Source organism: Salinibacterium sp. NG22 (assembly GCF_015864925.1).
In the GTDB taxonomy this organism is placed as follows: Bacteria; Actinomycetota; Actinomycetes; order Actinomycetales; family Microbacteriaceae; genus Rhodoglobus.
The window spans coordinates 242,467-269,297 of the sequence record NZ_JADYWG010000001.1 but is presented as its reverse complement, the minus strand read 5'-3'; the positions used below and the strand labels follow the sequence as shown (position 1 = coordinate 269,297).

General features: G+C 60.0%; 28 protein-coding genes. 15 read left to right on the top strand and 13 right to left on the bottom strand.

Annotated features, from left to right (window positions below; genetic code table 11):
- Positions 1 to 5 precede the first annotated feature (5 nt).
- From I6E81_RS01370 to I6E81_RS01365, 3 genes are read right to left on the bottom strand one after another with little or no spacing between them, the layout of a single operon-like run.
- Positions 6 to 842 (bottom strand): SURF1 family protein, encoded by an 837-nt coding sequence (locus I6E81_RS01370; protein WP_197105632.1) that lies wholly within the window; start codon positions 840 to 842, stop codon positions 6 to 8.
- Complete coding sequence (locus I6E81_RS14285) at positions 839 to 1,078, bottom strand: hypothetical protein (RefSeq protein ID WP_307784136.1); 240 nt, start codon at positions 1,076 to 1,078, stop codon at positions 839 to 841. The genes I6E81_RS01370 and I6E81_RS14285 overlap by 4 nt, the downstream gene beginning before the upstream one ends.
- Positions 1,078 to 1,377: a DUF3099 domain-containing protein gene (locus tag I6E81_RS01365; protein ID WP_197105631.1), complete on the bottom strand. Its 300-nt coding sequence runs from the start codon at positions 1,375 to 1,377 to the stop codon at positions 1,078 to 1,080. Before I6E81_RS01365 ends, I6E81_RS14285 begins: the two co-directional genes overlap by 1 nt.
- A 72-nt stretch (positions 1,378 to 1,449) precedes the next feature.
- On the opposite strand from I6E81_RS01365, the gene I6E81_RS01360 reads away from it, so the two are divergent.
- Positions 1,450 to 2,172 (top strand): beta-ketoacyl-ACP reductase, encoded by a 723-nt coding sequence (locus I6E81_RS01360; protein WP_197105630.1) that lies wholly within the window; start codon positions 1,450 to 1,452, stop codon positions 2,170 to 2,172.
- 21 nt (positions 2,173 to 2,193) lie between these two features.
- On the opposite strand, the gene serB is transcribed toward I6E81_RS01360, so the two are convergent.
- Positions 2,194 to 2,832 (bottom strand): phosphoserine phosphatase SerB, encoded by a 639-nt coding sequence (gene serB, locus I6E81_RS01355; protein ID WP_197105629.1) that lies wholly within the window; start codon positions 2,830 to 2,832, stop codon positions 2,194 to 2,196.
- Between the two features lie 130 nt (positions 2,833 to 2,962).
- Here serB and I6E81_RS01350 point away from each other — a divergent pair, with 130 nt between their 5' ends.
- Positions 2,963 to 3,745: an ABC transporter ATP-binding protein gene (locus tag I6E81_RS01350; protein ID WP_197105628.1), complete on the top strand. Its 783-nt coding sequence runs from the start codon at positions 2,963 to 2,965 to the stop codon at positions 3,743 to 3,745.
- A gap of 75 nt (positions 3,746 to 3,820) precedes the next feature.
- Positions 3,821 to 4,072, top strand: a complete 252-nt coding sequence (locus I6E81_RS01345; RefSeq protein WP_197105627.1) for a type B 50S ribosomal protein L31 — start codon at positions 3,821 to 3,823, stop codon at positions 4,070 to 4,072.
- 164 nt (positions 4,073 to 4,236) lie between these two features.
- On the opposite strand, the gene I6E81_RS01340 is transcribed toward I6E81_RS01345, so the two are convergent.
- The gene (locus I6E81_RS01340; protein ID WP_197105626.1) at positions 4,237 to 4,935 is read right to left on the bottom strand and encodes an exonuclease domain-containing protein; all 699 of its coding nucleotides are present in this window, start codon (positions 4,933 to 4,935) and stop codon (positions 4,237 to 4,239) included.
- A gap of 129 nt (positions 4,936 to 5,064) precedes the next feature.
- Between I6E81_RS01340 and I6E81_RS01335 the strand changes: the two genes are divergently transcribed.
- Both I6E81_RS01335 and I6E81_RS01330 read left to right on the top strand, forming a co-directional pair.
- Positions 5,065 to 5,976 carry an alpha/beta fold hydrolase gene (locus I6E81_RS01335; RefSeq protein ID WP_197105625.1) on the top strand — a complete coding sequence of 304 codons (912 nt, stop codon included), beginning with the start codon at positions 5,065 to 5,067 and terminating at the stop codon, positions 5,974 to 5,976.
- Entirely contained in the window at positions 5,973 to 7,058 is a 1,086-nt protein-coding gene (locus tag I6E81_RS01330) for a glycosyltransferase family 1 protein (protein WP_197105624.1), read from the top strand. The genes I6E81_RS01335 and I6E81_RS01330 overlap by 4 nt, the downstream gene beginning before the upstream one ends.
- A gap of 7 nt (positions 7,059 to 7,065) precedes the next feature.
- Here I6E81_RS01330 and I6E81_RS01325 read toward each other — a convergent pair whose 3' ends face one another.
- The gene (locus tag I6E81_RS01325; RefSeq protein ID WP_197105623.1) at positions 7,066 to 7,695 is read right to left on the bottom strand and encodes a histidine phosphatase family protein; all 630 of its coding nucleotides are present in this window, start codon (positions 7,693 to 7,695) and stop codon (positions 7,066 to 7,068) included.
- A gap of 55 nt (positions 7,696 to 7,750) precedes the next feature.
- On the bottom strand, positions 7,751 to 8,581 hold the full coding sequence (locus tag I6E81_RS01320; RefSeq protein WP_197105622.1) for a Sir2 family NAD-dependent protein deacetylase: 831 nt from the start codon (positions 8,579 to 8,581) through the stop codon (positions 7,751 to 7,753).
- Positions 8,582 to 8,663: 82 nt separating this feature from the next.
- On the opposite strand from I6E81_RS01320, the gene I6E81_RS01315 reads away from it, so the two are divergent.
- The 3 genes from I6E81_RS01315 (at position 8,664) to I6E81_RS01305 (ending at position 11,945) form a co-directional block, all read left to right on the top strand.
- Positions 8,664 to 9,467 carry an RNA methyltransferase gene (locus I6E81_RS01315; protein WP_197105621.1) on the top strand — a complete coding sequence of 268 codons (804 nt, stop codon included), beginning with the start codon at positions 8,664 to 8,666 and terminating at the stop codon, positions 9,465 to 9,467.
- Positions 9,468 to 9,501: 34 nt separating this feature from the next.
- Positions 9,502 to 10,728, top strand: a complete 1,227-nt coding sequence (locus tag I6E81_RS01310; protein ID WP_307784076.1) for a D-alanyl-D-alanine carboxypeptidase — start codon at positions 9,502 to 9,504, stop codon at positions 10,726 to 10,728.
- Positions 10,729 to 10,838: 110 nt separating this feature from the next.
- Entirely contained in the window at positions 10,839 to 11,945 is a 1,107-nt protein-coding gene (locus tag I6E81_RS01305; protein ID WP_197105620.1) for an acyl-CoA desaturase, read from the top strand.
- A 155-nt stretch (positions 11,946 to 12,100) separates the two neighbouring features.
- Here I6E81_RS01305 and I6E81_RS01300 read toward each other — a convergent pair whose 3' ends face one another.
- On the bottom strand, positions 12,101 to 12,862 hold the full coding sequence (locus tag I6E81_RS01300) for an SGNH/GDSL hydrolase family protein (RefSeq protein WP_197105619.1): 762 nt from the start codon (positions 12,860 to 12,862) through the stop codon (positions 12,101 to 12,103).
- Positions 12,863 to 13,016: 154 nt separating this feature from the next.
- Here I6E81_RS01300 and I6E81_RS01295 point away from each other — a divergent pair, with 154 nt between their 5' ends.
- The 3 genes from I6E81_RS01295 to I6E81_RS01285 all read left to right on the top strand — a co-directional run bounded on the left by I6E81_RS01295 (position 13,017) and on the right by I6E81_RS01285 (position 16,504).
- Entirely contained in the window at positions 13,017 to 13,280 is a 264-nt protein-coding gene (locus tag I6E81_RS01295; RefSeq protein ID WP_197105618.1) for a GlsB/YeaQ/YmgE family stress response membrane protein, read from the top strand.
- 125 nt (positions 13,281 to 13,405) lie between these two features.
- Positions 13,406 to 14,653, top strand: a complete 1,248-nt coding sequence (dinB, locus tag I6E81_RS01290) for a DNA polymerase IV (RefSeq protein WP_197105617.1) — start codon at positions 13,406 to 13,408, stop codon at positions 14,651 to 14,653.
- An 84-nt stretch (positions 14,654 to 14,737) separates the two neighbouring features.
- Positions 14,738 to 16,504, top strand: a complete 1,767-nt coding sequence (locus tag I6E81_RS01285; protein WP_197105616.1) for a DEAD/DEAH box helicase — start codon at positions 14,738 to 14,740, stop codon at positions 16,502 to 16,504.
- Positions 16,505 to 16,666: 162 nt separating this feature from the next.
- Here I6E81_RS01285 and I6E81_RS01280 read toward each other — a convergent pair whose 3' ends face one another.
- The 4 genes from I6E81_RS01280 to I6E81_RS01265 form a co-directional block, all read right to left on the bottom strand.
- On the bottom strand, positions 16,667 to 16,870 hold the full coding sequence (locus tag I6E81_RS01280; protein ID WP_100389010.1) for a cold-shock protein: 204 nt from the start codon (positions 16,868 to 16,870) through the stop codon (positions 16,667 to 16,669).
- 155 nt (positions 16,871 to 17,025) lie between these two features.
- Positions 17,026 to 20,469 (bottom strand): error-prone DNA polymerase, encoded by a 3,444-nt coding sequence (locus I6E81_RS01275; protein ID WP_197105615.1) that lies wholly within the window; start codon positions 20,467 to 20,469, stop codon positions 17,026 to 17,028.
- Positions 20,469 to 22,058 (bottom strand): DNA polymerase Y family protein, encoded by a 1,590-nt coding sequence (locus tag I6E81_RS01270; RefSeq protein ID WP_197105614.1) that lies wholly within the window; start codon positions 22,056 to 22,058, stop codon positions 20,469 to 20,471. Before I6E81_RS01270 ends, I6E81_RS01275 begins: the two co-directional genes overlap by 1 nt.
- Positions 22,055 to 22,840: a hypothetical protein gene (locus I6E81_RS01265; RefSeq protein WP_231603836.1), complete on the bottom strand. Its 786-nt coding sequence runs from the start codon at positions 22,838 to 22,840 to the stop codon at positions 22,055 to 22,057. Before I6E81_RS01265 ends, I6E81_RS01270 begins: the two co-directional genes overlap by 4 nt.
- Positions 22,841 to 22,918: 78 nt before the next feature.
- Between I6E81_RS01265 and I6E81_RS01260 the strand changes: the two genes are divergently transcribed.
- The 3 genes from I6E81_RS01260 to I6E81_RS01250 all read left to right on the top strand — a co-directional run bounded on the left by I6E81_RS01260 (position 22,919) and on the right by I6E81_RS01250 (position 25,636).
- Positions 22,919 to 23,929 (top strand): ATP-binding cassette domain-containing protein, encoded by a 1,011-nt coding sequence (locus I6E81_RS01260; protein WP_197105612.1) that lies wholly within the window; start codon positions 22,919 to 22,921, stop codon positions 23,927 to 23,929.
- The gene (locus I6E81_RS01255; RefSeq protein ID WP_197105611.1) at positions 23,926 to 24,771 is read left to right on the top strand and encodes an ABC transporter permease; all 846 of its coding nucleotides are present in this window, start codon (positions 23,926 to 23,928) and stop codon (positions 24,769 to 24,771) included. The genes I6E81_RS01260 and I6E81_RS01255 overlap by 4 nt, the downstream gene beginning before the upstream one ends.
- Before the next feature lie 151 nt (positions 24,772 to 24,922).
- Entirely contained in the window at positions 24,923 to 25,636 is a 714-nt protein-coding gene (locus I6E81_RS01250) for a GDSL-type esterase/lipase family protein (RefSeq protein WP_197105610.1), read from the top strand.
- A gap of 18 nt (positions 25,637 to 25,654) precedes the next feature.
- Here the strand turns inward: I6E81_RS01250 and I6E81_RS01245 are convergent, their stop codons facing one another.
- Positions 25,655 to 26,380 (bottom strand): LysR family substrate-binding domain-containing protein, encoded by a 726-nt coding sequence (locus tag I6E81_RS01245; protein WP_197105609.1) that lies wholly within the window; start codon positions 26,378 to 26,380, stop codon positions 25,655 to 25,657.
- A gap of 37 nt (positions 26,381 to 26,417) precedes the next feature.
- Between I6E81_RS01245 and I6E81_RS01240 the strand changes: the two genes are divergently transcribed.
- Entirely contained in the window at positions 26,418 to 26,780 is a 363-nt protein-coding gene (locus tag I6E81_RS01240) for a DUF5997 family protein (protein WP_197107118.1), read from the top strand.
- The last annotated feature ends 51 nt before the right edge of the window (positions 26,781 to 26,831 follow it).

Genomic DNA, 26,831 nt, shown 5'->3' with positions numbered 1-26,831 from the left:
GCTATTTAGGCGTCGAGGATCGCGTCTTCGATTTCCGCATCAGTAGGACCGCGTTTCACTGCCTTGTCGCGACGTTTCTTAGCGCGCTCCCGTTCAGCGGGATCCTCTTCGTTGACGAGACGATACTCCTGACGCACAGCCCAGGCGAGCCCAATGAAAGCAAGCACGCCAAAAGCGACCCACTGGAAGGCGTAGGAGAGATGCGCGCCTTCATCGAGGAGAGGTTTCGGGTAGGCCAGTGGCATATCGGCCACCGCGGGGGACTCAGACGCCAACAGGCCGTACCCGCCGACATAGGTTGGTTCGCCCACTAGTTCCGCAACGGTCGGCAAATGAATAGTCGCGATCTGTCCCTCGGGCGCTGAGCGGTTGTAGACCGTTGGTTCGCTCGGCTTGAGTCGGAGGACAAGGTCAACCTGTCCCGTGGGGGCAGCGGGCACAAAATCGGGTTCGTCTTGGCTGTTTCCCGACGGAACCCATCCGCGGTCGACAGCAATAATTTCGCCGCTGACGAGTTTGAAAGGCACGAGCACTTCGAATCCCGGCTGGCCACCATACGGTCGCCCGCGCACAAGAAGTTGTTCAGCAGTCAGGTATTCCCCAGTGACGGCCACCGACATCCACTTGTTGTCGACATCGAACTCATCGAGCTCGGGCATCACGCTCGCGAGATCCTGAGGCGTTGCGTCCCAGTTGTCACTGACGCGCGCAACTTCAGCGGCCGCTTCCTCCCGCCGGTCAAACTGCCAGTGTGAGAGAAAAACGCAGCCGATAGCGAAGGCGATGACCAAGGCTAGGTACCCAAACCACCGGCGAGAAAAAGCGAAGCGCCACCGATTCATGCGCCGCTCCCATCCGGAACCACAGAAACGGCCTCAGTGAGATCGCTCACTACGACAGGAAAATTGCGGGTTGTTAGATACTCACTGAGGTAATCGACGTGGTCAGTACACGCCAGCCACACCTTCACCCGATCCAAGCCGTGGATGCGCGGATTTCGCCAGTTAACATTCCACTGCGCGGGCGCTGTGCACCCTGCGCGCGAACACTGTTGTGTGCTCGGGCCGCTCTCACCGATCACCGAGCGGCCTCATCCGTTCCTTGAGCGCCGAAGGAGTCACCTGAGGTCAACGCGAATTGGCCTGGCGTAGTGACCGTGTCTCCACGCCGGGAACCAACGTTGGCCATCACGACGGCAACGTACGGGAGAACGACAGCGCCAAGCACGGGCAGCACAAGCCACCACCCCCGCACAAAGACGCACAGCAGGACGCACACGATGCGGATCCCCATAGCTATGGAGTAGTTAATGACACGGCGACGCCGTTCATCATCGGGCCGCTCAGGGAGCGACGTAATCGACTCAGGAGTGTTCATGGGCTTTCTTAGGTTGCCGAGGTGACTGCACCCTAAGCCTACGCCGCTGCTGGCGACTATATGCTGGGAACCATGAGCACCACAGCAACTGAATCACGAATCGTTCTCGTCACCGGCGGTAACCGCGGTATTGGCCGAGCAATTGCCGAAGAGTTTGTGGCTCAGGGCTACCGCGTGGCCGTCACCGCCCGATCGGGCACGGGCCCCGAGGGCACCCTCACGGTGACCGCAGATGTCACGGATGCGGCAAGCATCGATGCTGCCTTCAGCGAGGTTGAGTCCAAGCTCGGCCCCGTCGAGATCGTTGTAGCGAATGCCGGAATCACCCGCGACATGCTGCTGATGCGCATGAGCGATGACGACTTCACCGATGTCATCGACACCAACCTCTCTGGAGCTTTCCGCGTCGTGAAGCGTGCGTCCAAAGGCATGATGAAGGCCAGATTTGGCCGCGTCATCCTCGTCTCGAGTGTTGTAGGCCTGCTCGGCTCGGCCGGCCAGGTCAACTATTCCGCCTCCAAGAGCGGACTAATTGGACTCGCTCGGTCTCTCACTCGTGAGCTCGGCAGCCGGGGGATCACCGCCAATGTTGTTGCTCCCGGCTTCATTGAGACCGACATGACTGCGGCGTTGCCTGCCGAGCAACAGGATGCCTACCTCAAGCAGATTCCCGCGAACCGTTTTGCACAGGCCGCTGAAGTCGCAAAGGCGATCACGTGGCTTGCCAGCGACGATGCCGGCTACATCTCAGGCGCGGTCATCCCCGTCGATGGCGGACTAGGAATGGGTCACTAGCGAGGTTTCGTTCTCGAGTCTCTAGCCGCGGAGGCCCAGTAGCGGTAGGACCGCGCTGAGGTCACGCGTGTCAATGTGCACGTCAGCATTTGCTCGCACAATCGGCTTAGCCGTGATGCCGATGGAAAGCGCGGCAGCGGCCATCATCAATAGATCGTTGGCGCCGTCACCGACCGCAATGGTGCGAGACAGGGGAGTGTCGGAGTCGGCCGCCCACTCTCGCAGTGAATCTGCTTTGGCCTGAGCGTCGATTACGGGGCCGAGGACAGCGCCCGTGACCAGACCGTTTTTCACTTCGAGGCGGTTAGCGCGGGCGTAGTCCAGACCGAGGCGCGCGGCAAGAGGATCAAGAAGCTCATGGAAACCGCCAGAAACTGCCGCAACACGGCCGCCGGCCGCTTTGACGCCAGCTATGAGCTCCTCAGCGCCGTTCGTGACGCGGATGTCGCGAGCACACTCGGCAATCACTGACTCGGGCAGTCCGGCCAGGGTCGCTACTCGCGCTCGAAGGCTCTCTTCGAAGTCAAGTTCCCCGTTCATCGCGCGCGTAGTGATCTCCGTCACCTGCGGCTCGGACCCTGCCCGCGCAGCGAGTAACTCGATTACCTCGTTCTCGATCAACGTGGAGTCGACGTCAAAAACTACGAGAAATTGTGCCAAGGCGAGGACCCTTCAATCGACGGTTCATGTCGTGGGTTTCGAGAACCGCACGACTTCACTCGTCAGACTATCGGGATCGCCCTCGTTGCCTCGCCCATGGGAGCCAGCAAAGCAATAGGATGAACACATCATGGCTAGCGTTCTCACCTTCTCCGACGTCACCGTCACTCGTAGTGGCAATACGATCCTCGACTCTGTTTCTTGGAGTGTAGAAGCTTCCGATCGGTGGGTGATTCTCGGTCCCAATGGGGCAGGCAAGACCACGCTGTTGCAGCTGGCCGCCGCTCAGATTCATCCAAGTTCGGGAGAGGTCACGGTGCTCGACAGCACTCTTGGCGCCTCCGATGTATTTGATGTGCGTCCGCGCATTGGTTTCGCCTCGACCGCTCTTGCCCGCCGCGTTCCCGGCAACGAGAGTGTTCTCGATGTTGTCTTGACCGCTGCATACTCGGTGACGGGTCGCTGGAACGAGCAGTACGAGAATGTCGACGTGCGTCGTGCACGTCGCGTGCTCGCCGAGTGGAGTCTCTCGCACTTGGAAGAACGTCGGTTCGGCGATCTGAGCGATGGCGAACAAAAGCGGGTGCAGATTGCACGCTCCGTGATGACCGACCCAGAACTGCTCTTGCTCGATGAGCCGGCAGCAAGCCTCGACCTCGGCTCGCGTGAAGAACTAGTTCAACTCCTGAGCGGTTACGCTCAGGCAGATACCGCGCCAGCAATCGTGATGGTGACGCACCACGTGGAAGAGATTCCGCGAGGATTTACCCACGCGCTGGTTTTGTCCAAGGGTTCCGTGCACAGCGCGGGTAAGATCGATGACGTTGTTACGTCAGAGAACTTGAGTGCCGCTTTCGGTCTCGAACTCATCATCACAAAAGACTCCGGCCGCTACACCGCGCGTGCTGCCTAATCCTCTGATAGGCTTGTGTGTCGGTCCGCGTGACCGCCTACGTCTTTTATTTATTCAAGAACCCAGGGAAATCCAATGAAGTCCGAGACCCACCCCACATACATGCCCATCGTCTTTCGCGACCTCGCGTCTGGCTCCACGTTCCTCACTCGTTCAACTGTGACGAGCGAGAAGACGATCGAGTGGGAAGACGGAAACACCTACCCGGTCATCGACGTCGAAATCTCCTCCGAGTCGCACCCGTTCTACACGGGTAAGCAGCGCATCATGGACTCCGCAGGACGCGTTGAGAAGTTCAAGAACCGTTACAAGGGCTTCGGCAACTAGTAACACCCAGTTTTTCCTGAAGGCGATCGGTTATCCGGTCGCCTTCAGTCGTTAACGGCACGACCTCATTCGTGCACCGTCACCGTGCGGCAGCAACAGCAACCACAGAAAATGCGCAACGTTCCACAGAACGTTGCGCATTGCTGATTAAGGCTGGGGGAGCGCTACTGCGGGAACGAGCGTACTGGCCACTCCAGGTTCGCCACGAAGCTCTCGTCGCCCTTGGACCTGCGGATGAACTCCTGAAAGCTTGCCGACTGCTCGGCGTACCAGCGCTGTTGCAGCGCGTGCAATTCGCCAAATGGAATGCTGAGCTGCTCCGTGTACTTCAGGAGCAAGGCCTGAGCAACGCGGGCGGCAGCGATCGCATCGGCGCCGGCGTCGTGCGCATCGTCCAGAGTGACACCGTACAGCGCCGAGGTCGCTTCGAGAGTGCGCTTGCCCCGGCGGTAACGATCAACGCCTTTGTCGATAACCAGGGGATCGATGACGATATACGGCTCCGCAAGGCCCTCGATTGAATGCCGGCGACATTCGCGGTCGAGCAGCGAAAGATCGTATGGCGCGTTGTAGACGACCAGGGGAATGCCCTGTGCGCACGTGTCTTTCAACGTGTTCGCAATCTCAGCGACGACAGTCGCCGCGTCTCGACCCTCAGCTCGTGCTCGTTCAGTAGTAATTCCGTGAATCGCGGCAGCGCCATCCGGAATCTCAATGCCCGGGTCGGCGAGCCAATCCCACCGAGACGTCACCACTCCCACCTCATCGACGAGGGCGATACAGGCGGAGACGATGCGACTGGTCTCCACGTCGACGCCAGTGGTTTCAAGATCGAAGGTGGCTAAGGTGCCGGAGTTGCTCATGAACTCAGCGTAGGGCGAGACACTGACACCGGGAACTCGGCTCGCGGAGTTGCGGCGTCGAACTCGCCGGGCAACGCATTCGAAGCCAGGATGTCAGCAACCACCGGCACACTGCATAAGATTGTTCGAATGAGACCAGCATCGCCGTACGGAGCACTGCTCGACGCCACCCCGGCGAGGCACTCCGTTGTTGAAGTGCTCGGCTCATCAACGCACTACTGGGAGTACGGCCCGAAAGATGCCGACACCGTTCTGGTTCTGGTGCATGGTTTTCGGGGCGACCACCACGGCCTCGAGGCAGTCTGTGCTCACATTCGCGGCATCCGCATCATCAGTCCCGACATTCCGGGTTTCGGTGCGTCCGAGCCGCTCAGCGGTCGGGCACACGACATCGAGGGGTATGCGCTCTGGCTTCAGAGCTTCGTCGAAGGACTCGACCTCAACGGGAGCGCCATTATTCTCGGGCATTCCTTCGGATCGATTGTGGTCTCTGCCGCACTTGCCCGTGGCCTTGTTACGCCACGGCTCATTCTCGTCAATCCCATCGCAGCGCCGGCACTCTCGGGGCCCAACGGCGTGCTCAGCAAGATAACGCTCTGGTTTTATCAACTCGCCCGGGCTCTGCCGCACGCGATCGGCGCGCCAATGCTCAGCAACTGGCTCGTCGTGCGCGTGATGAGTCTTGCCATGGTGAAGACTCACGACCCAGAACTTCGACGCTGGGTCCATCACCAGCACCACGCGCACTTCAGCAGTTATGCCAATCGCGACAGCCTGCTTGAAGCCTTCGAGGCATCCATCGGATCGGACGTCAGCATGTTTGCCTCGGAGATCACCGTTCCCACGCTCTTGATCGGGGCTCGCAATGACCCCATCAGTCCCGTTCCTGCTCAGGAGCGACTGCACACGCTCTTCGCTGACTCACAGCTCGAAATTTTCGACAACGTTGGCCACCTCATCCACTACGAACGGCCGCGCGAAGCCGCCGAACTGATCGTTAGGTTCCTGAATGCGGGAACAGTTGCGGAGCCAACCTCATGAAAATCATTTTTGATTGCCGCTACACGCGCATCGGCCGCCACGACGGCATCAGCCGCTATGGGGCGCGCCTCGTCGAGGAATTGAGCAAGCTGCACCCCGTGACGATGTTGGTTTCCGACAAGCGCCAACTTGAGCTGCTGCCTGACTTGCCCTGGGAACTGGTCTCATCACCCACGGGCATCCTAGAACCGCTCGTTGCCCTGCAGGTCAATAAGTTGAAGCCGGATGTCGTGTTCACCCCCATGCAGACGATGGGCCCGTTCGGTCGCAAGTACACTCTCGTCACGACAGTGCACGACCTCATCTACTACAAGCACCCCACTCCGCCTCGCAACCTGCCGTGGGCAGTGCGTGTGATGTGGCGTGCGTATCATCTGACCTGGGCTTTCCAACGGGCACTTTTGAACAGAGCAGATGCCCATGTCTCCGATTCCCAGACGACACGTGACCAGATGCTGGAGCATAACCTCACGCGCAACCCCATTGCCGTCGTGACTCTTGGCACCGATAGTCCAGCCGAATACGTTCCCCGGGTGGCACCGACGACTCGCGAACTCGTCTACATGGGCTCGTATATGCCGTACAAGAACGTGGGGCTGATTGCTCGTGCACTCCACGATCTGCCCGGCTACACCCTGCACCTGATGAGCCGCGTAGACGAGACGACGAAGGCAGAGTTGACAGCACTCGCGCCGGAGTCGAGCCTCATCTTCCACAACGGAGCAAGCGACGAGGTCTACTCGGAGACACTCTCGCGGGCGACCGCTCTTGTGACAGCATCTCGCGATGAAGGCTTTGGCCTCCCACAGGTTGAGGCGATGGTTCTTGGCACGCCGGTGGTCGTCAGCGATACGGCGATCTTCCGCGAAGTTTCAGGCCCCGCCGGCGGATTCTTCAACCCAGACAAAACTTCAGAACTAGCACGGGAAGTCAAAGCCCTCGAGGATCCCGCTACCTGGCAAGCGCGCTCAACCGCCGCTCGGCAACGGTCTGCAGAATTCACTTGGCAAAAGGGTGCCGCAACGCTTTACCAAGTCCTTCAGGATGCCGTAGCTGCCCGCGAGGCGAAAAAGAACGGTTAGAGAGAAGCTACCCGTCACCCTCGCGTCGAGCTAGGGCGTTCTGTGCTGCGAAGTCGTCGCCGCCCTGGCGTTCTGATTCCTCTTCGATGGGGTCATCGAAATCGATGAGCGTCAGTGTGCCTTCGTCGTGGCGGAAGCTATGCACTGAGCCGTTGGCGATTCGTCCGTGGGGGTGCCCCGGAGCGACCGTGGCGAGCACCGTCGCGATGACTCCGCCGTGAGCCACCACGATAATTGACTCGCCGTGATGGTGCTCGGCCAAACGAACGAGAGCGGGAACCACACGCTTCGCTACATCCTCGCGTGGCTCTCGGCCAGGAACCTCAACGTCGGTCGGATAACGGGCATCGATTTCACTATCGGTGCAGCCTTCGGCAACACCATAGTTGCGTTCGACAATCGCGGCTACGGGTTGGGGAGCAGGAAGCCCGACGATGCCCGCAATAATCTCTGCGGTTTCCATCGCCCGTGAGAGCGGACTCGCGAAGATACCGTCCCACTGACGGCGAGCAAGAAGTTGCCCAGTTGTGCGTGCCTGCTCGCGACCCGTGTCATTGAGAGGAATGTCGGTACTGCCCTGAATGCGACGCTCGAGATTCCAGTCAGTCTCTCCATGGCGCACGAGATAAATGAACACAACGCTCCGCTCACAACACAATGATCAGCACAGAACACTCGGGCGATCTGCGCTGCTAGGCAGCTAAGCGCTCCACAAGTTCGCCAAGAACTGCGGAAGCGCCACCATCGATCTTAACGTCGGCGCGCTTATCGGCTTTGGTCACTCCACGATTGATGATGACAAGGGGGATCTTCTTGCGCATCGCTCGCTCAACAAGGCGGATGCCGGAATTGACGACGAGAGATGACCCCGCGACGATCATGGCATCCGATTGGTCCACGAGCGAGGCACCCAGCTGGAATTTTCTCGTGGGAACGAACTCGCCAAAGAACACGACATCCGGCTTCAGAACGCCGCCGCAGACGGTGCACTCGGGGATCACGAAGTCATCGACATTGTGCACGTCAGCATCGCCGTCTGGATTAAGCGTGTGAGAGTCATCTTGTTCGAGCCACGGGTTCAGTTCAGAGATACGGGCCGCTAGGGGAGTGCGGGCAAAATACTGTCCGCACCGCAAGCACCGAGCACGATCGATGCTGCCATGCACATCAACAACACGGGTGGAGCCAGCGCGTAAGTGCAAACCATCGACGTTCTGAGTCACGATGCCGTTGCTGATCCCTCGGCGTTCAAACTCGGCAAGGGCATCGTGGCCCTCATTCGGCGTCGAAGAAGCGAAGCGTTTCCAGCCAAGGTGGCTACCCGCCCAATAGCGTTTGCGAAAATCGGGCGAACTCTGGAACTGTTGAAAAGTCATCGGATTGCGCACCGCGGCGCCTTCACCGCGATAATCGGGTATGCCTGAATCGGTGCTAATTCCAGCGCCGGTGAGTACGCTAATGACCTTGCCCTGAAGCAGTTCTGCAGCACGATCGATTTCGTTGCTGATCGGGAGTGTGTTCACTCTCCAAGCGTAAGCACTTCAGGCTCGTCCTCTGCCATTTCAGATTCACCTGATGGCGAAACCGCACAGTAGGGAACACACCGTGAACGTCATTCGGGTAACCGATCTCTCCGATCCTCGCCTTAGCGACTTCGCCAACCTCACGGATGTTGCTCTGCGTCGCCGCACAGAACCGGCTGGCGGTCTCTACATTGCCGAGTCGTCCAAAGTGATTGCGCGTGCACTTCGGGCCGGTCATGTGCCACGCGCGGTACTCGTTCTCGAACAGTGGCTCGACGACGTGGCCGAGTTGCTCGGAGATTCTCCGGTTCCGGTATACGTGGGGGAGTCGCAGCTGCTTGAACAGCTCACGGGCTTCAATCTGCACCGCGGCGCCCTGGCATCCATTCACCGTCCTGCCCTTCCCAGCGTTGCCGATCTAGTGGCGGATGCGCGCCGCATCGTCATCCTGGAAGACATCGTTGATCACACCAACGTCGGTGCAATTTTCCGCTCTGCCGCTGCGCTTGGAGCGGACGCCGTGCTCATTACGCCACGGTGCGCCGATCCGCTTTACCGGCGGAGCGTGCGGGTCAGCATGGGAACGGTTCTTCAAGTGCCGTGGACTCGCCTCCAGAACTGGCCTGCTGACGCGGCCGATCTCAAGGCCGCTGGCTTCCATCTCGCAGCACTCGCCCTCAACGATGACTCCGTCGACCTCGATACCTTCGCCGCTGATGCCCCTGAGAAGGTTGCGCTGATCTTGGGGACAGAGGGCGATGGTCTTTCTCTGAGCACGATCGAAGCGGCCGATACCGTCGTCAAGATTCCGATGATGCACGGCGTCGATTCGCTCAATGTCGCCGCCGCCAGCGCAGTGGGTATGTACATGCTTCGAGCACGCTAGCCACCGCCATAGCTTCACCTGTTAGCGTTATCCGGTGCCGCTGACTCAACGCCAAATCTTCCGTCGCCGTCGTATTGTCGTATTTGCTGTTGTTGGTGCCGTTCTGGCGACAGCGTTCTATCTGCCGCTGACGCTACTCGCGCCGCTCGACGAGGTTTCGGCCCACGTTCTCCCCCTTGATGCACCGGTGCCAACGGAGCCCGAACTCACTCTTCCCAGCTATGGCGCCTCGGCGATCGGCGCCCTCGACCGCCCCGGCGTGCTCGCGCAAGCGGGCAGCACTGATGCGGTTCCCATCGCATCGATTACGAAAATTATTACCTCTCTTGTAGTGCTCGACGCTAAACCGCTTGAGGTGGATGAAGCGGGCCCGACCATTACGTTCGGACCGACCGACCTCGACTACTACTACGAACAGCTCGCGCAATACGGGTCGGTTTCACCGGTCTATGACGGCCAGCAGCTGTCTCAACGCGACGTCATGACTGTTGTTTTACTCCCCTCAGCCAATAACTATGCTCAATCACTCGCGCACTGGGCATTTGGCTCTGAGGAAGCGTTCGTCGCCGCGGCGGCAACGTGGCTGGCTGACAACGGCCTCGAAAATACGACCCTCACAGAAGCATCCGGAATTCAGGAAACGAATCGAAGCACGGCGGGCGACCTCACTGAAATCGCGCGCTTGGCGATCGAGAATCCGGTCATCGCGCAAATCGTATCGACCTCATCCGCAGACATTCCGGGTATCGGTGCAGTTCACAACAGCAACCAACTTCTCGGCATCGACGGCGTCGACGGGATCAAGACGGGAACTCTCGACGTGGGGTGGTCCTGCCTTCTGTTCTCCGCCGACGTGACCGTTGGTGATGAAGTCATCACCCTGGTTGGCGCGGTCGTCGGCGGGCCAGACCACCCCACGATCAATGCGGCGATTCGCGAGCTCATTGCGGATGCCACTGCCGGGTTCTCCGAAGTTGAAGTGGCGACAGATGGGGAAGAGTTCGCGGACTATGACACGCCGTGGGGCGATGAGTCTGCTGCGATCGCTGCGTCGACCGTTACGGCTGTGGTGTGGGGCGAGGATGAGATCTCCGTAACAGTGGAAGCTGCCCCTGTTCGCCTTGCTGCGGCCGGGGAAAACGCGGGCACGCTTCACGTGCAGGTCGGCACGGAAACCTTCGAGATCCCACTGGTGTTTAGCAACGAAATCGATGATCCAGGGGCCTGGTGGAGGCTCACAAACCCACAAAGTTTGTTTTAGTTATGGAATAAACACGGCACTCACAGGAGGTCGCGATAAGGTGGAGTGCATCTGGAGCACCTGCTCGATTGACAAATGGCTGGGAAGTCATTCAAAACATCTGAGGTCACGTGAGTAGTTCTCTCTCAGCCGATCCCACACGAATCATCAAGACTGGGCCCCGCGGAGTCGGTAGCCCGATGAGCGAATTCGCATCATTGTTGCGCACCGTTCGCGAAGCAGGTCTGTTGCGTCGCAACAGACGCTTCTACATCATCACTTTTGCCGTGATTACCGTCGCTATGGCCGCCGCTTGGGTTGGTTTCGCGATGCTTGCCGGCACGTGGTACATCTTGTTGATCGCCGCGGCGATGGGCATCATTTTTACGCAATACGCATTTTTGACACACGAACTGGCGCATCGCCAAGTTTTTCAGTCCAGCAAGCTCAATGACACTCTGGGGCGGCTTATGTCCGACCTCGTCGTGGGTATTAGCTACGCCTGGTGGATGAACAAGCACTCGCGTCACCACGCGAACCCCAACACGGTCGATAAAGACCCTGATATTGAGACTGACTTCATTATTTTCCAGAAGGAAAAGACTGTCGGCCTCAAGGGTATGACTAAGTTCATGGCGAAGCGCCAGGGCTACCTGTTCTTCCCAGCGCTTTTGCTTGAGGGCTTCAACCTTCATTCACACGCTTTCCAAGAGGTCTTCAACTTCAAGAAGAAGGTCGACAAGCGCTGGCTCGAGATCAGCCTCTTGCTCGTGCGCAACATCGGCTACCTTGCCGTCGTGTTCAGCTTCCTCCCGCTCGGCATGGCATTTGCCTTCTTGGGCGTTCAAATGGGAATCTTCGGGCTTTACATGGGCGCATCGTTCGCTCCCAACCACAAGGGAATGCCGATCTTGCCCAAGGGGTCGAAGGTTGACTTCCTGCGTCGTCAAGTTCTGACGAGCCGCAACATCCGTAGTGGTGTGTTCATGAACCACTTCATGGGTGGACTCAACTTCCAGATCGAGCACCACCTTTTCCCCACGATGCCGCGTCCGCATTTGCCTCTCGCCGCTGAAATGGTGAAGGAGTACTGCAAGACCAAGGACATCAAGTACACCGAGGTCGGACTCGTCACTTCGTACGGCATAGTGATTCGCCACCTCAACGAAGTCGGCCTGAGCGCTGACGGTGATCCCTTCGACTGCCCCGCAGCCGGCCGCACCGGTTACACCGGGTAGCGAGCTAAGAAACATAAGAAAAGAGGGCCCCTGCCAATGGCAGGGGCCCTCGTTTCGTCTCCAGCCGCTCACTAGCGGTGCGCTGACCACGCGGGTGCTGTGGCGCGCGTTGATGCCCTCACGGGCCTCCTAGAGTCCGTGAGGGGCGCTTACGTTTAGAAGCCCGGTCGTTTCGCTGTGACGTTGTCGCCCGACGACTGGTGACGGATTCGACGCAACACCCACGGCACAAGGTGTTCACGCGCCCAGCCAATGTCTTCGACGCGCGCTTCGCGCCAGAGACGCGGAGGAAGCGGCTCAGGCCGGAAAGGTTCAAGTTCGTTGGCAACATTGAGCGAGTCGAGCACCATGCGAGCCACCGTGTGATGACCAACGGGGGAGAAATGGAGGCGGTCGGGTGACCACATGCGTGGGTCGCCGAGTTCGCGCAGGGCCCACATGTCGGCGACAACGGCATCGTGGCGTTGGGCTACAGCGCGAATGTTTTCGTTGTAGATGGCAACCTTGCCGCGCATGCGATTGAGGACGGGAGTCATCCCGATATCAGGGCCGGTAAAAAGCACGACGGTCGCGCCGTCCCGGCGAAGCTGCTCGACGAGAGTATCTACGCGCTGAGCGACCTCATCGGCATCCGAACCTGGGCGGATGATGTCATTGCCGCCAGCGGAGACGGTGATGAGATCAGGCTTGAGCTCCATTGCCGGCTTGAGCTGTTCAGCGGCAACCTGGTTGAGCAGCCGACCGCGAATTGCCAAGTTGGCATACGCAAAGTCTGGTTTGTGGGCGCCGAGCACTTCCGCAACGCGGTCAGCCCACCCGCGGTTACCGCCGGGGGAGTTGGGTTCGGGGTCGCCGATGCCCTCTGTAAAGGAATCTCCGATGGCAACATATCTGCTCCACGGGTGTTGTTCTTGCATACGTCTAGCCTGTCTCAAAATCTGCCTGTGCGCTACCCGGGTGGTTCCTGTGAACAGCCTGTATTGCTTTGACCCCCGGATAGGGCACGTGGTTATCTCTTCTCTGTTGGTTTTCATACCGAAGACCACTTAACAACCGTTTGGAGAACACACAATGGGAATCATCGGCTGGATCGTACTGGGACTCATCGCCGGAGCTATCGCTAAGGCAATCTTGCCCGGACGCCAGGGCGGCGGTTGGCTCGCAACACTCCTTCTGGGTGTCGTTGGAGCACTCGTCGGAGGATTCGTGGGAGGCGCCATCTTTGGCATTGGCCTCGAAGAGTTCTTCTCCATCGAAACGTGGCTCGTAGCCATCGGCGGCTCAGTGCTCGTGCTCTTCCTCTATGGACTGATCACGCGCGGCTCACGTCGCTAAACACTCTTGGGTAAAAGGGGCGGTGCACTTCGGCGCACCGCCCCTTTTCTGTCGTTGCCGCGGTTCTCCGGCGACGGTGTCCGAGTCTTGTCCTCACCGTCAGAGCCACCTGCGACAATGGCGCTATGGGTAAGCAAGACGGTCGCACGCGGCATGTAACCGCGCCGGGCGTTGACGACAGCACTGCCACCATCCTGCACGTCGACATGGACGCGTTTTTCGCCTCCGTCGAGCTGCTCGATCACCCCGAGCTCATCGGCAAGCCCGTCATAGTGGGACACAACTCCGTTCGCTCAGTGGTCACAGCTGCGACCTACGAAGCTCGCAAGTACGGCGTCAATTCTGCGATGCCCATGGCCCTTGCCCTGCGCCGGTGCCCGAATGCAATCGTCCTAGAGCCACATTTCGAGCGCTATCAACATTTCTCTTCCGTCGTCTTCGATATCTGCGACCAGCTCACACCCAAGGTGGAACGGCTGGGCATCGACGAAGCATTTCTGGATGTCGCGGGCGCACGTGCCATCTACGGCTCACCCATCGAGGTAGCCACGCTGCTGCGCCGGCGGGTATTTGCAGAGACCGGCCTCGTCTGTTCGGTAGGGGCCGCCGCATCGAAGTACGTGGCGAAGGTTGCGTCGGGGTTGTCTAAGCCCAATGGACTGCTGGTTATTCCTGCCGACCAGACGATCGAATTCTTGCATCCGCTGCCCATCACCGCCCTGTGGGGCGTCGGCGGCAAGACTGCTGAGTCGCTGCAGCAGCGTGGTTTCAGCACAATCGCAGACATCGCCCATGCAGACCGAGAAACTCTGACGCGCGCGGTCGGTGAAACTGGCGCAGTGAAGCTCCACAACCTCGCCTGGGGCAACGATCCCCGCAGCGTCGTTGAACGTGCCGCGGAGAAGAGCATCGGCCACGAGACGACCTTTGAGTACAACGTGTTAGATGCCGATGAGATCCGCCGCGAATTGCTCCGGCTCTCCGGGAAGGTTGCCGCACGGTTACGAGGCGCTGGAATGGAGGCGAGCACCGTGGTGTTGAAGCTTCGGTTCGAAGACTTCAGCACAATCACCCGGTCGAAGAAATTGCCCGCCCCCACCGATCTCGGCCGGACCATTTACGAGACCGTGAGAGACGTGTATGCCGACTTCGCTCGCGAAGGTCGCCCCGTACGCCTTGTCGGCGTGCGCGGTGAGCAACTCGTCGAACCGGGCGGCGGACAGCTGAGTTTGTGGGACACCACCGACGGATGGCGAGACGCCGAAGAGGCCATGGAAGCGGCATCCGCTCGCTTCGGAACCGGTGCCATTGGACCAGCGCGTCTCCTGGGCTCGCAACGTTCAGAACGGCCGCGCCTAGGTCAACGCGACTAATCGCTCGCGCTTTTCACGCCCCCAGGCCCGAAACGCTCCGAACACGAACTCAGTTGTCAGTAGAGAACGGTAAAGTCTTATCAAGTGAGCACTCCATTGCCTGGCCCCACCGTGGGCACCTTCGCGGCGGAACACCTCTCACCGTCGTACCCTGAACGAGCCGCCCGAGGCACCGCATCCAAATTGCGAGCGTGGCAGGCAGAAGCCCTCGATCTCTATTTTGAGAAAGAGCCCCGCGACTTTCTTGCCGCCGCAACTCCGGGTGCAGGAAAGACCACATTCGCACTCCGACTGGCCGTTGAACTCTTCGCCAGACGGGAAATCGATCGTGTGACCGTCGTGGCGCCGACCGATCACCTCAAACGCCAATGGGCCGACGCCGCCAACCGCGTCGGAATCCGCCTCAATCCCTCGTTCTCCAATGGAGACGCGTGGGGTGGTCGCCGTTTCCACGGTGTCGCCGTCACCTATGCCCAAGTCGCCATGAAGGCGTCGCTGCATCAGGAAATCACAGATTCGGCCCGCACCCTCGTGATTCTCGATGAAGTGCATCACGGCGGAGACGCCCTCAGCTGGGGCGATGCCATCCGCGAATCGTTTGGCCGTGCCACCCGGCGGCTCTCGCTCACCGGCACCCCGTTCCGCAGCGACACCGCCCCGATTCCCTTCGTGACCTATGCGCCCAATCATGAGGGCATCCGCACTTCGGTCACTGATTACAACTACGGTTACGGTCGCGCGCTCGAAGACGGCGTTGTTCGTCCGGTCATCTTCATGGCCTACGCCGGCAAAATGCGCTGGCGCACCCGCATGGGCGACGAGATGGAAGCCCGCCTCGGTGAAGGCGACACTAAAGACGTCACCGCGCAGGCGTGGCGCACAGCTCTTGACCCCAAGGGCGAGTGGATGCCGGCGGTGTTGCGGGCGGCAGATCGTCGCCTCAGCGAAGTGCGGCATTCGGTCCCTGATGCCGGAGGGCTCGTCATTGCGACCGACCAGCTCACCGCTCGCGCCTACGCCACACTCATCAAGGACATCACGGGGGAGTCCGCCACGATCGTGCTCTCCGACGAGAAAGAGTCATCGTCGCGCATCGAGAAGTTTGCCGAAAGCGATAGTCGCTGGATGGTGGCCGTGCGCATGGTGTCTGAAGGTGTCGACGTTCCGCGACTTGCCGTCGGCGTGTATGCGACCTCGGCATCTACCCCGTTGTATTTCGCTCAAGCTGTTGGTCGTTTTGTGCGCACCCGTCGCCGCGGTGAGACAGCATCAATCTTTTTGCCGAGCGTTCCGAACCTGATGAATCTCGCCGGCAAGCTCGAGAAAGAGCGCGACCACGCTCTCGATCGCAAAGAGTCGCCCGATGACCTGCTCGATGACAGCCTTCTCGATGCAGAGAACCGTGAAGAGAAGACCAGCGATGAACTCGCCGACGAGTTCACCTGGGAAGCCATTGAGTCCGAAGCAAACTTTGACCGGGTGCTCTTCGACGGCGCCGAGTTTGGTTTTGCCGCCGAACCGGGCAGCGACGAAGAGCTCGACTTCATTGGGCTTCCCGGCATTTTGGAGCCAGAGCAAGTGCGCGAACTTTTGCTGCAGCGCCAAAAGCGCCAGTCGAAACGCGCCGAGAGTCGCCCCAAGGAAGAACAGCCGCCGCCCCTGTACCGCACGCTCAAAGAACAGCGAACCCTATTGAACAACCTCGTGGGCCGCAGAGCGAAGCTTTCTAACGAAGCGCACGGATTGATCCACGCGGAACTCCGTCGCGTCTGTGGCGGTCCTGCGGTTGCTCAGGCTACGGTGACGCAATTGCAGACCCGCATCGATTACCTGCGTAAGGGCATGCACTAGTCGCTAGCAGCGAGGCCTCACAGGTGTCGCGTTGTGCGTTTCGCCGGGCGAGACGCGAAGACCGCCGGGTGCTGCGCGTGTGGTTAGTCGTGCATCCGTCTGTTAACAAGAAAACGCCCCCGGTATAGGACCGGGGGCGTTCTCATTACTGAACTATCAAGATCAGAGGGGGCGGATGTTCTCCGCCTGGGGACCCTTGGGTCCCTGTGTGATGTCAAACTCAACCTTTTGGTTCTCGTCGAGCGACTTGTAGCCATTTGTTGCGATGGCCGAGTAGTGGGCGAACACATCAGGACTTCCGTCCTCGGGGGCGATGAATCCAAAGCCCTTTTCTGCGTTGAACCACTTGACGGTACCTAGTGCCATTTAAAACTCCTCCAGGAGCGTTCCTCAGGCCCCGACAGTCGAGGCCTCATTCATGCCTTTGTCTAGAACATGAACGATGGCCTAAGGCTATATCAGGAAAGCCCTGCATGTGTCATCTATTTCGAAAAAGTCACATAACGGTAATGAAGTCGTCATCAGTGGAAATCTCGTGATCGGGTGTGGGGGAGCCCCGAAAGCGGTTCAAAGCGGTCTGCGACAACATTAATCACACCGTCAACGGAGCGTTCAAGAACGCCACGAACGATGAGCGCTGCGCTGTCACGAGCCACTCGACGGTAGCGCCCCCAGACTCCAACACTGCAAATAACATTGATAAGGCCGGTCTCATCTTCGATGTTCATGAACGTGATTCCGCTGGCCGTTGCGGGACGTTGGCGATGAGTGACAACACCGCCAATTTCGATACGACGCCCGGATTCAGCGGTCATCAGGTCGGTTGCGCTCAGGATTCCTCGCGCGCTCAGGGCCGACCTCAGATGGGCAACCGGATGGCTTGCCGGCGAAATCCCCGTAGACCAGAGGTCGGCCATCAGATCATCCACCGGGCTCGACATCGAAAAAAGTGGCGGCTGAACGGTGACCATACTGTGGGGAAGATACTCCTCGCGATCCTGTGCCGCGCTACCCGCATTCCACATTGCTTCACGACGAGTGAGCTCGAGAGAGTCGAAAGCTCCCGCCGCTGCCAAGGCCTCCAATTGTTTCGTCGTGAGACCAACCCGCCGCACCAGATCATTCATCGACACGAACTCGCCGGACTCCCGTGCGGCCACAATTTTCTCCGCAATCGCCGTTCCGACACCCTTTACTTCGTCAAATCCCAGACGGACCGCAAATGCTCCGTCACGGCGGTGGTCGTCGGTATCGAAGGGCGCTGAACGGTCGAATGGTCCAACGGGAGGTTGTTCTGCATCGAGGCAGCGGTCGCTTCCTGTCGCCTCGACCCCGTCTCCCAACGCTTCCAATCCGGCAAAGACACCCGAGCGCTGGAGGTCAGGGCCCAGCACGACCACACCGTGACGGCGAGCATCCGCCACCAAAGATTGCGGCGAATAGAAACCCATTGGTTGCGCCCGCAGTAGAGCAGCCAAGAACGCAGCGGGGTAGTGGAGCCGCACCCAGGCACTCGCGTACACGAGAAGCCCAAAGCTCAAAGCGTGGCTCTCGGCAAAGCCAAACCCGGCAAAGGCCTGGATGCTTTCGTAGATACGGTCGGCATCCGCGTCGATGATGCCGTTGCTTGCCATTCCCGCATAGAGCTTGGTGCGCAGCTTGTCGATGCGTTCAATCCCACGTTTCGACCCCATTGCCCGCCGGAGCAGATCGGCATCGTCAGCCGAGCATCCGCCAACTGCGACCGCAATTTGCATCAGCTGCTCTTGAAAAATCGGAACGCCAAGAGTGCGTTCGAGCGGCTCTTTCAAGTTGGGGTGCAGGTAGGTGATCGGTTCGGCGCCCATCTTGCGACGGACATAGGGATGCACAGCACCACCCTGAATCGGGCCGGGGCGCACGAGCGCAATCTCGACAACAAGATGGTAAAACTCGCGCGGTTGAAGACGCGGCAGCAGCCCCATCTGAGCACGGCTCTCGACCTGGAAGACGCCAATGGCATCTGCTCGACACAGTTGGTCGTAGACGCCCTGCTCTTCAGCGGGGATAGTCGCAAGATCCCATCGTTCGCCCAGCGCCTCGTCAACGAGATCGAAACTGTATTGCATCGCCGACAGGATGCCGAGACCCAGCAGGTCGAACTTGACCAGCCCCATCCACGCACAGTCGTCTTTGTCCCACTGCACCACGGTGCGTTTGTCTTTGCGCGCGTGCTCAATCGGCACGACCTCACCGACCGGTCGCTGCGTGAGCACCATGCCACCAGAGTGGATGCCGAGGTGCCGCGGAAACTTCATCACCTGCTGGGCAAGCTCCAAGACCGAATCGGGGATGTCATGGTCAACTCCCGAAACGTCGGAGCCCCAGCGCTCCATCTGTTTCGACCACGCATCTTGCTGCCCTGGGCTGTGCCCGAGGGCTTTCGCCATATCGCGCACCGCAAACCGGGGACGGTACTGAATCACGTTCGCGACCTGCGCCGCGTTCTCGCGCCCATACCGTTCGAACACGTACTGGATCACTTCTTCACGACGCTCGGAGTCGAAGTCGACATCGATGTCTGGTTCCTCTTCTCGCATCGCTGAAATGAAGCGCTCGAACGGGAGCTTGTACCGCAAAGGGTCAACCGCCGTGATCTTGAGCAGGTAACAGACCACAGAACTGGCGGCCGAACCGCGCCCCTGGCACAGGATGCCGCGCCCGCGCGCAAAGGCGACAATGTCGTGCACGATCAGAAAATAGCCGGCGAAGTTTTTCTCTTCGATGACATCAAGTTCCCGCTGAATGCGTGCCCGGTTAGCTTCCGACAATTCAATAGAGCGGTCTTTTACTCCGGCCCACGTCAACTCGCGCAACCAACTCGCGGGCGTGTGCCCTTCGGGAACGTCCTGATCAGGAAGTGCCGGCTTCGCCTGCCGAAGTTCGAATGCTGCCTCGTCTGCGATCTCCACTGTCGTCGCTACTGCTCCGGGATAACGCGCAAAAAGAGCAGCCATCTCAGCTCCCGACCTCAGATGAGCTGTGCCTGCAGCCGGAAGCCAACCATCCATTTCGTCGAGACTGCGACGAGCCCGCACTGCCGAGATTGCCGAGTGCAAGTGATGCTGGCGAGGAGTCGCGTAGTGAGCGTTTGACGTTGCAACGACCCTCAAGCCGCGTTCGGCCGCGAGCACGACAAGAGCATCGTTGAGAGCGGAGTCGAGCGGGTAACCGTGGTCGAAGAGTTCAACGATCACCGCCTCTGGCCCGAATAACTCACTGAGCCGATCAAGCTCCGCTCCTGCCGCGAGCATGGATGCCGTGGTAGGAGCGCCATTACCCTCGGGGCCGCTGAGCGCACGACGAACCGCCCCCTTGCGACATCCCGTGAGCACAAACCAATGCCCGGATGCCAGCTCGGCGAGTTCGTCGAGATCATAACGAGGTCGCCCCTTTTCGCCGCCAGCCAATTGAGCTCGCGTAATGGCCAAGGCAAGACGGTGGTAGCCCTCCTCTTTTCGGGCAAGCACGAGAAGATGATCGCCTTCGGGGTCGGCTATACCGTTTTGGGGCCCGCTGAGCCCGAGCGAGAGCTCGGCGCCAAACAGAGTGCGCAACCCCAATTCAGCGGCAGCCTCGGCCATGCGCACAATTCCATAGAGCCCATCGTGGTCGGTGAGAGCCAGAGCACTCAGCCCAAGCCGCGCTGCTTCTTCTGCGAGCTTCTCGGGCATACTCGCGCCATCGAGAAAGCTGAAACTTGAGTGAGCATGCAACTCTGCATACGGCACGGCGGTGGCGTCCGGGCTCGCCGCGGCTGCCTCGTCGGTCGGCGGCGCGCTGGGAGCGATGTAGGGAGCGCGTTTGCTGGAGACCAGCGACATAGCTCGACCATCACCGGCTTCACCAATCGGCGTGACGGTGCCAAAACCCGACAGCGTGCGTTCAAGCTGCCGCCACGGTATGGGTGGATTAGACCATGCCATCAGTCATACCTCGCTTCAGCCCACCAACCGCCGTCATCGAGCACAAGCAGCCACGCACAGCCGGTGTCGTCAACAGCTTGAAAACGCCACGAACGACCAGGAGAATCAGCCTCCCACCAGCGCTCAGCGAGCGGCCACGGCCCCGCCCACGCCGTGAGGGTGCGGGAACGCGAATCGCTGGTGGAAAATTGGGCGGGCGGTGCAGCAACGTGGCCACGCTCATCCACCGACACCGTGGTGCCATCTTCGGCAAACACGTGCACGGCATGACGGGTGGAGAAGACTGTTCCCGGCAGTGGAGCAGGTAAGACGCCGGGCCACGGTCGTTGTGGTGATCGTTCGGTGACGCTGCGGTCGCCCCACGCGGTGAGCCGTTGACGCGATTGCAGAGTTCGCCCACCCTCAATCGTGGGCACAAGAACACCACCGTGACCGAGCATGCTCTGCACTCGAGAAAGTCCGTGATGGATGCGCGGCTCTAGCCCCGACCCCCACAGCCCCGTCTCATGATTGCCGATCTCATCCACTGTTTCGGGCACGATGCGCACCCGGCTAATGCCCGAGCTGAGCCCGGCTTCGATGAGATTGGACCCTTGCACTTGCCAGCGCACGCGGTCAACAACATCGCTGGCGCTGAACGACCGCGGATGCAACCACACCCGTTCGGCGACCTCACCCGATTCTGAATCAAGTTCGATTCGAATCGCGGTCGCCACCAGTCGAGCCCGGACAAGGCCCGCTACAAAATCGTCGGCGCGACTGCGAATACCGAAGGCAACCTGATCTACGCGATCAAGGGCAGGTTCAAAGTCGATCACGACGTCAAGGTCGAGTGGGGGAGTACGTGCGATAAAAGCCTGCGGATCCCGGCCGCTGGCAAGAGCGTGCAGTCGACCGCCGAGTTCCCCAAAACGAGAGCGAACGTCGAAGCGATCGAGGTTCGCAAACTCACCCAGTGTTGAGATGCCGAGTTTCATCAACAGCGTCACGATGGGTGGCTCTTCTAATACCGCAATCGGAAGTGGCGCCAAAAATTCGGCAGAGCCGCCAGCGGGCACCAACCGCACTCGCCCTCCTCGCGAACGCGGGTCTGCGGCAATGGTGCTGCGCGCAGCGTGAACCGCAGTGAAAAGGGCGTCAGCGATGCCTACCCGTGCATCGGATACCGCAATCTCATTTACCCGATCGACAACAGTCAACGCCGCGGCTTTCTCTCCGCCGTAATACTGGGCAGCACCCCGCACGCGAACGGCACACATGCCTGGTCGCAACACCTGCACTCCCGGAATCAGCTCTTCGACCCCGGCAAGCACTGGTTCGAACGCTCGACTGTCGAGAGCCGGATCGTAGGGTCGGTCGATAATTCCCGGAAACCGCGACTGGGCTTCTCGCAGCCGCAACCCGCGAGTGATGCCCTCGGCGCGAGCAGATGCTGCCGCCGCAAAGACAAGCCCATTCTCGATGAGGACGAGCGGGGCATCCGCTGGCAACTTCTCCTGTTGTCGCGCAGCAACCACGGGCCAATCCGGAGCCCAGAGGACCAGAACTCGGGGGAGTGGCTCAGGCAACGCCCCCGACCTGGCATTCATGCCGAGACCTGCTGCGGCAAAAGCGTCAGCGGCGCAGGAGCCATCTCCGGCGCGCCATAAGCACGAATTTGTTCCGAAGCATCAGGTAGCCAGATGCGTGCGCTGCGTGGTCGCCCCGCATTCTTGCTCGTCACCGTGACCGTCACTTCACGCGCAGCCAAATGCCCATGGCCGTTGCCAATACCGTGCCACTGGCTCTCGCCCAATGACACCATCGCCTCACTCTGCGGCCACGACCCCACCATGAGCAGCGTTGATTTGCGTTGCCTGAGCCGCGAAGCCAACCTGGCCACCGCAGAATCGGATGCCCGTGCCGGTGGGCGCGCGACGACGACCTCCACAACGTCAGCAATCGCTGCTGTCACCGCCAACCACTGGTCACCCGGATGCGGCACCAGTACGAGTCGTTCAAGATCGACCCCGAATCGTTGAGCAGCTTCGATCCCAAACTCGGGAATCCCCACGACAGCACACCACGACCCTGCTGCGGAGGGAGCGGCTAAGAGTGTCATGATGAGCATCGCCGAACTATCGACCGAGTAGACGCTGCCCTGCTGCAAACCGCCGCCAGGTAGTAACGACGCAATAGCGGGATGCGTGGGAATGAGCGTTGAGCTCAGCGTGCGGGACTGCATCTGGCTGATGCGGGACTGCAATTCAGCGACGCGTTCTGCCGCCGTGAGTGTGCTCCCGACACGGGCTTCTCGCCCAGCCGAAAACTCTTCAGCGGTCGCTGAAGTGGCGGAGGCGGATACAGGGGACACCTGTTCATATTCGAACATATGTTCGAGTGTGTCAATTGCGTACGACATCCATCGGCGTGTCTTTGCGATGTCGCCGGCATGTTCTAGCGTTACCCCGTGAGTTATATCGAAGCAGTAGATCTCAAGAAGACGTATACGCCTAAGGGCGCAGCCCCGGTGCATGCCCTCGACGGCCTCAACTTGGAGGTTCCTCAGGGCACAGTAACGGCTCTGCTTGGTCCGAATGGTGCGGGCAAGACGACCACCGTGAAAGTCCTGACGACACTCATCCGCCCCGATTCAGGTTCAGCGACCATCGACGGTGTCGATGTCATCGCTTCCCCTGAGCGCATCCGCCCCATGATTGGCGTCTCCGGCCAATATGCCGCCGTCGATGAGAACCTCACTGGCTTCGAGAATCTCGATATGGTCGGCCGGCTTTACCACCTCGGCGCTAAGCAATCTCGCGAGCGAGCACGCGAACTTATCAACCTCTTCGACCTCACCGAAGCCCAAAACCGTCCCGTCAAAGGATTCTCCGGCGGCATGCGTCGCCGCATTGACCTCGCCGGTGCCCTTGTTATGCGCCCACCGGTGCTCTTTCTCGACGAGCCAACCACCGGTCTCGACCCGCGCAGCCGCATTGGCATGTGGGACGTCATTACAACGCTCGTGGGGGAGGGCACCACTGTGCTCCTCACCACCCAATACCTTGAAGAAGCAGACCAACTCGCCGACAGCATTTCTGTCATCGACGACGGCAAGGTCATTGCCCAGGGCACCTCAGATGAGCTCAAAGCATCCATCGGCGGTCAGCGAGTTGAAGTGAGCCTCGTGTCGCGGGATGACGCGACCGCCGCCCACGAGATCCTCACTCGTTTCGGCAGCACCGAACCTGCCGTGAGTCTCGACGGCCGCGGCCTGACCGTCAACGCGGAAGATGCTCCCGCCGCGCTGCAGTTGATTCTCACGGAGTTCGCGAGCCGCGGCATCCAGCTCTACGACGCAGGAATGCGTCGCCCCACTCTCGACGATGTGTTCCTCAAGCTCACCGGACACACGGCAAGCGCCGACGAAACCGACACTGATACGACGGATGCAGCACCAGCACAGAAGGCACAGAAATGACCGCCACAGCACCCACGACAGCACCGAGCCCGACCGCCACGTCATCGGTCATGAACTGGCTGAATGACGGGTGGATCACCACCCGTCGCAACCTCATCAAGATCAAGCGTGTGCCCGACATTCTGGTCTTCACCACGTTGCAGCCCATTATGTTCGTGCTGCTCTTCACCTACGTCTACGCCGGCGTGATCGATATTCCCGGCAGCACGTACACCGAGTTCATCATGGCTGGCATCTTTGCTCAGACAGTGGTGTTCGGGTCAACCTATTCGGGGTCGGCGATGGCCCAGGACCTCAAAGACGGCATCATCGATCGCTTCCGCACTTTGCCCATGAGTCCCTCCGCGGTATTGGTCGGTCGAACCAACGGTGACCTTCTCATCAACTCGATATCGATGATCGTCATGATGGCCACGGGTTTGATTGTCGGATGGCGCATCAACTCGAGCCCGTTCGAAGCGATCGCTGCGATCGCTCTGCTCTTGCTCTTTGCTTATGCGCTGTCGTGGGTGATGGCATTTATTGGAATGAGCGTGCGCAGTCCAGAGGTCATCAACAACGTCTCGTTCTTGGTGCTCTTTCCACTGACCTTCATCTCCAACGCCTTTGTTCCCGCCGAGACCCTCCCGGGACCGCTACGCACGTTCGCTGAGTTAAACCCTGTCTCAGCTCTCGTTCAGGCAGCCCGCGAGTTGTTCGGAAACACCCCGGCCGGGGCGGTGCAGTCCGGTGTGTGGTCACAACAGCACCCCGTCCTTACGGTGCTGATTGGCATCGTCGTGATGCTCGCAATTTTCGTTCCGCTCGCGATCCGCAAGTTCGCGAGCATCAGCACGCGCTAAGCGTGAGAGCGCGACCACTCCTTGAAAAATCTAGGCAGTGGACCCCAACGGTGCTAAGGTGCGGATACTTAGAGACGCCCCACCCACCGGGGTAATTGCGCCACGATAAACCTCCGGGCGCACTCCGACACCGCCCGAAACGGAGTTCGAGATGTTCGCCACCCTTGGACACGTCGTCATGAAACTCTTCATGCTCGCCTGGGTCCACACATCTCCTCATTCGTGGCGCGGCCTCCCCAAACCGGAGGCTGGCCCACCCGTCCTCGCCGACGGACCCCACGTCCAGAAGGTTCTGCTGTGCGGCTCCGGAATCGTCGTGGGATACGGGGTTGCGTCTCACGAACTTGCCCTCGGGGGATCGCTCGCTCGCTCGCTCGCCGCTCTGACGGGTCAGGGCATCGAGGTTGCGACCGTCACGAGTGCTCGGCTGACAACACGCGAGGCGCAAGCAAAGGTCGCAGTAAGCGACCTCACCGATGTGAAAGCGGTCGTCTTGTCCTTCGGCGTCTTCGAGTCACTCACCTTCACCCCGGCCCGCACATGGGGGCGCGACATGGCACGGCTCGTCGATTTTCTACTAGAGAACTCCACACCCGATGTCGGAGTCTTCATTTTGGGATGCGTGCCGCCCAAGATGTCACGCTTTCCCGATAGCTATCAACGCCGCATCCACCTGATGACCGAGCGCTACAACACAGAAATTGAGCGGTTGGTGGCACACCGCGAGCATGCCCACTATGTGCACTTCTCGCCACCCATCGAAGACCCTGAGGCAATCGACGGCCGTCAAAGTTATCGGGCGTGGGCCGACGCCATGGCCCCCGATGTCGCAGAATTCATTCTGAGCGGCTCGGTCAGCGAATAGTCGTTGGACCTTGTGCGGTTAGCCCTTGCGCGGTTGGGGACGGAAGCTCTTTGCGCGCGCGGGGCGCTTCGACGCACCCTTACCGTTGTGGGTGCGTCCCGATGATCGAGCTCCGGTGCCCTTTTTATTTCCACTTCCCGACTTCTGAGCCGCTCGGCTCGGGGGAGCGTCCTCGGCAGCATCGTTGGCGGTTCCGGTCCCGCGCGAGCTGCGCGCCGTGCGACCACGCACGATGCCGATGAACTCTTCCACGAGCGGGTCGACTGAACCATCGCGCCAGACCACGGCAACCTGCCACTCGGGGCCGTCGTCGAGCATTCGGGCAACAACGTCTTTTCGTGTCAACGCTCGAGCAACTGCTTGGGGCAGAACAGCAACCCCCACGTTGGCAGCGACGAGCTCGACCGCATCGCGCCAGTCGCCACGAATAACGTTCTCGGCTTCCAGCTCAGCGAGAGCAAGCGAATCAAGCGCTTCGATGGCATGCCCCTTGGGAACAACAACGACGGCGCGCTCCGTATAGAGCGGAATAGCGGCGAGTGGCCGATCACTGTTCTCAGCACGGTCGACCGGAAGGCGCAGCAATGCGACATCAGCTGTTCCCGCCCGCAGCATGTCGAGCGCAGGCTCTTGTTCTGCTGCGACAAGATCGAGAGTCGTCTCGGGCAGGCGTTCATTCCAGACGCGAGCCCACTTACCGGGAGTCGCTCCGAGCACAAATGCGACCGTGAATGGTGAAGACATGTCTTCAGGTTAGTCTTGGGGGGTGCCAGTCCAGACCATGAAGCCCGCAACCGTCGCCAAAAAGCTGGGGATTTACCTCCCCGCCGCTCCGGAAGAGTTCCGCGATTCCGAGATCAGTCGCGAACAGTTCGCAGAATTGCTCGCCACTCCGCCCGAGTGGCTCACGCAGTTGCGTGCAGAAGGACCGCACCCACGGCAGGTTGTCGCCCAAAAGCTCGGCGTTTCCACGTCGGGGCTCGCCCGCGCCGGAGCACCCGACGTCATGACTTCGGATGAAATCAAGGCACTTCTCGTCGAAATGCCTGCGTGGCTCGTCGAGGAGCGCGCAGTTCACGCCGCCGTCAACAATGAGAACGCGCGAATCAAGACAGAGCGCGCCGCCAAAGCAGAACGCAAATAATTTCAGTTTTCCTCATTCTCGCTGGTTCTGAATAGTTTTCAGCTCTATACT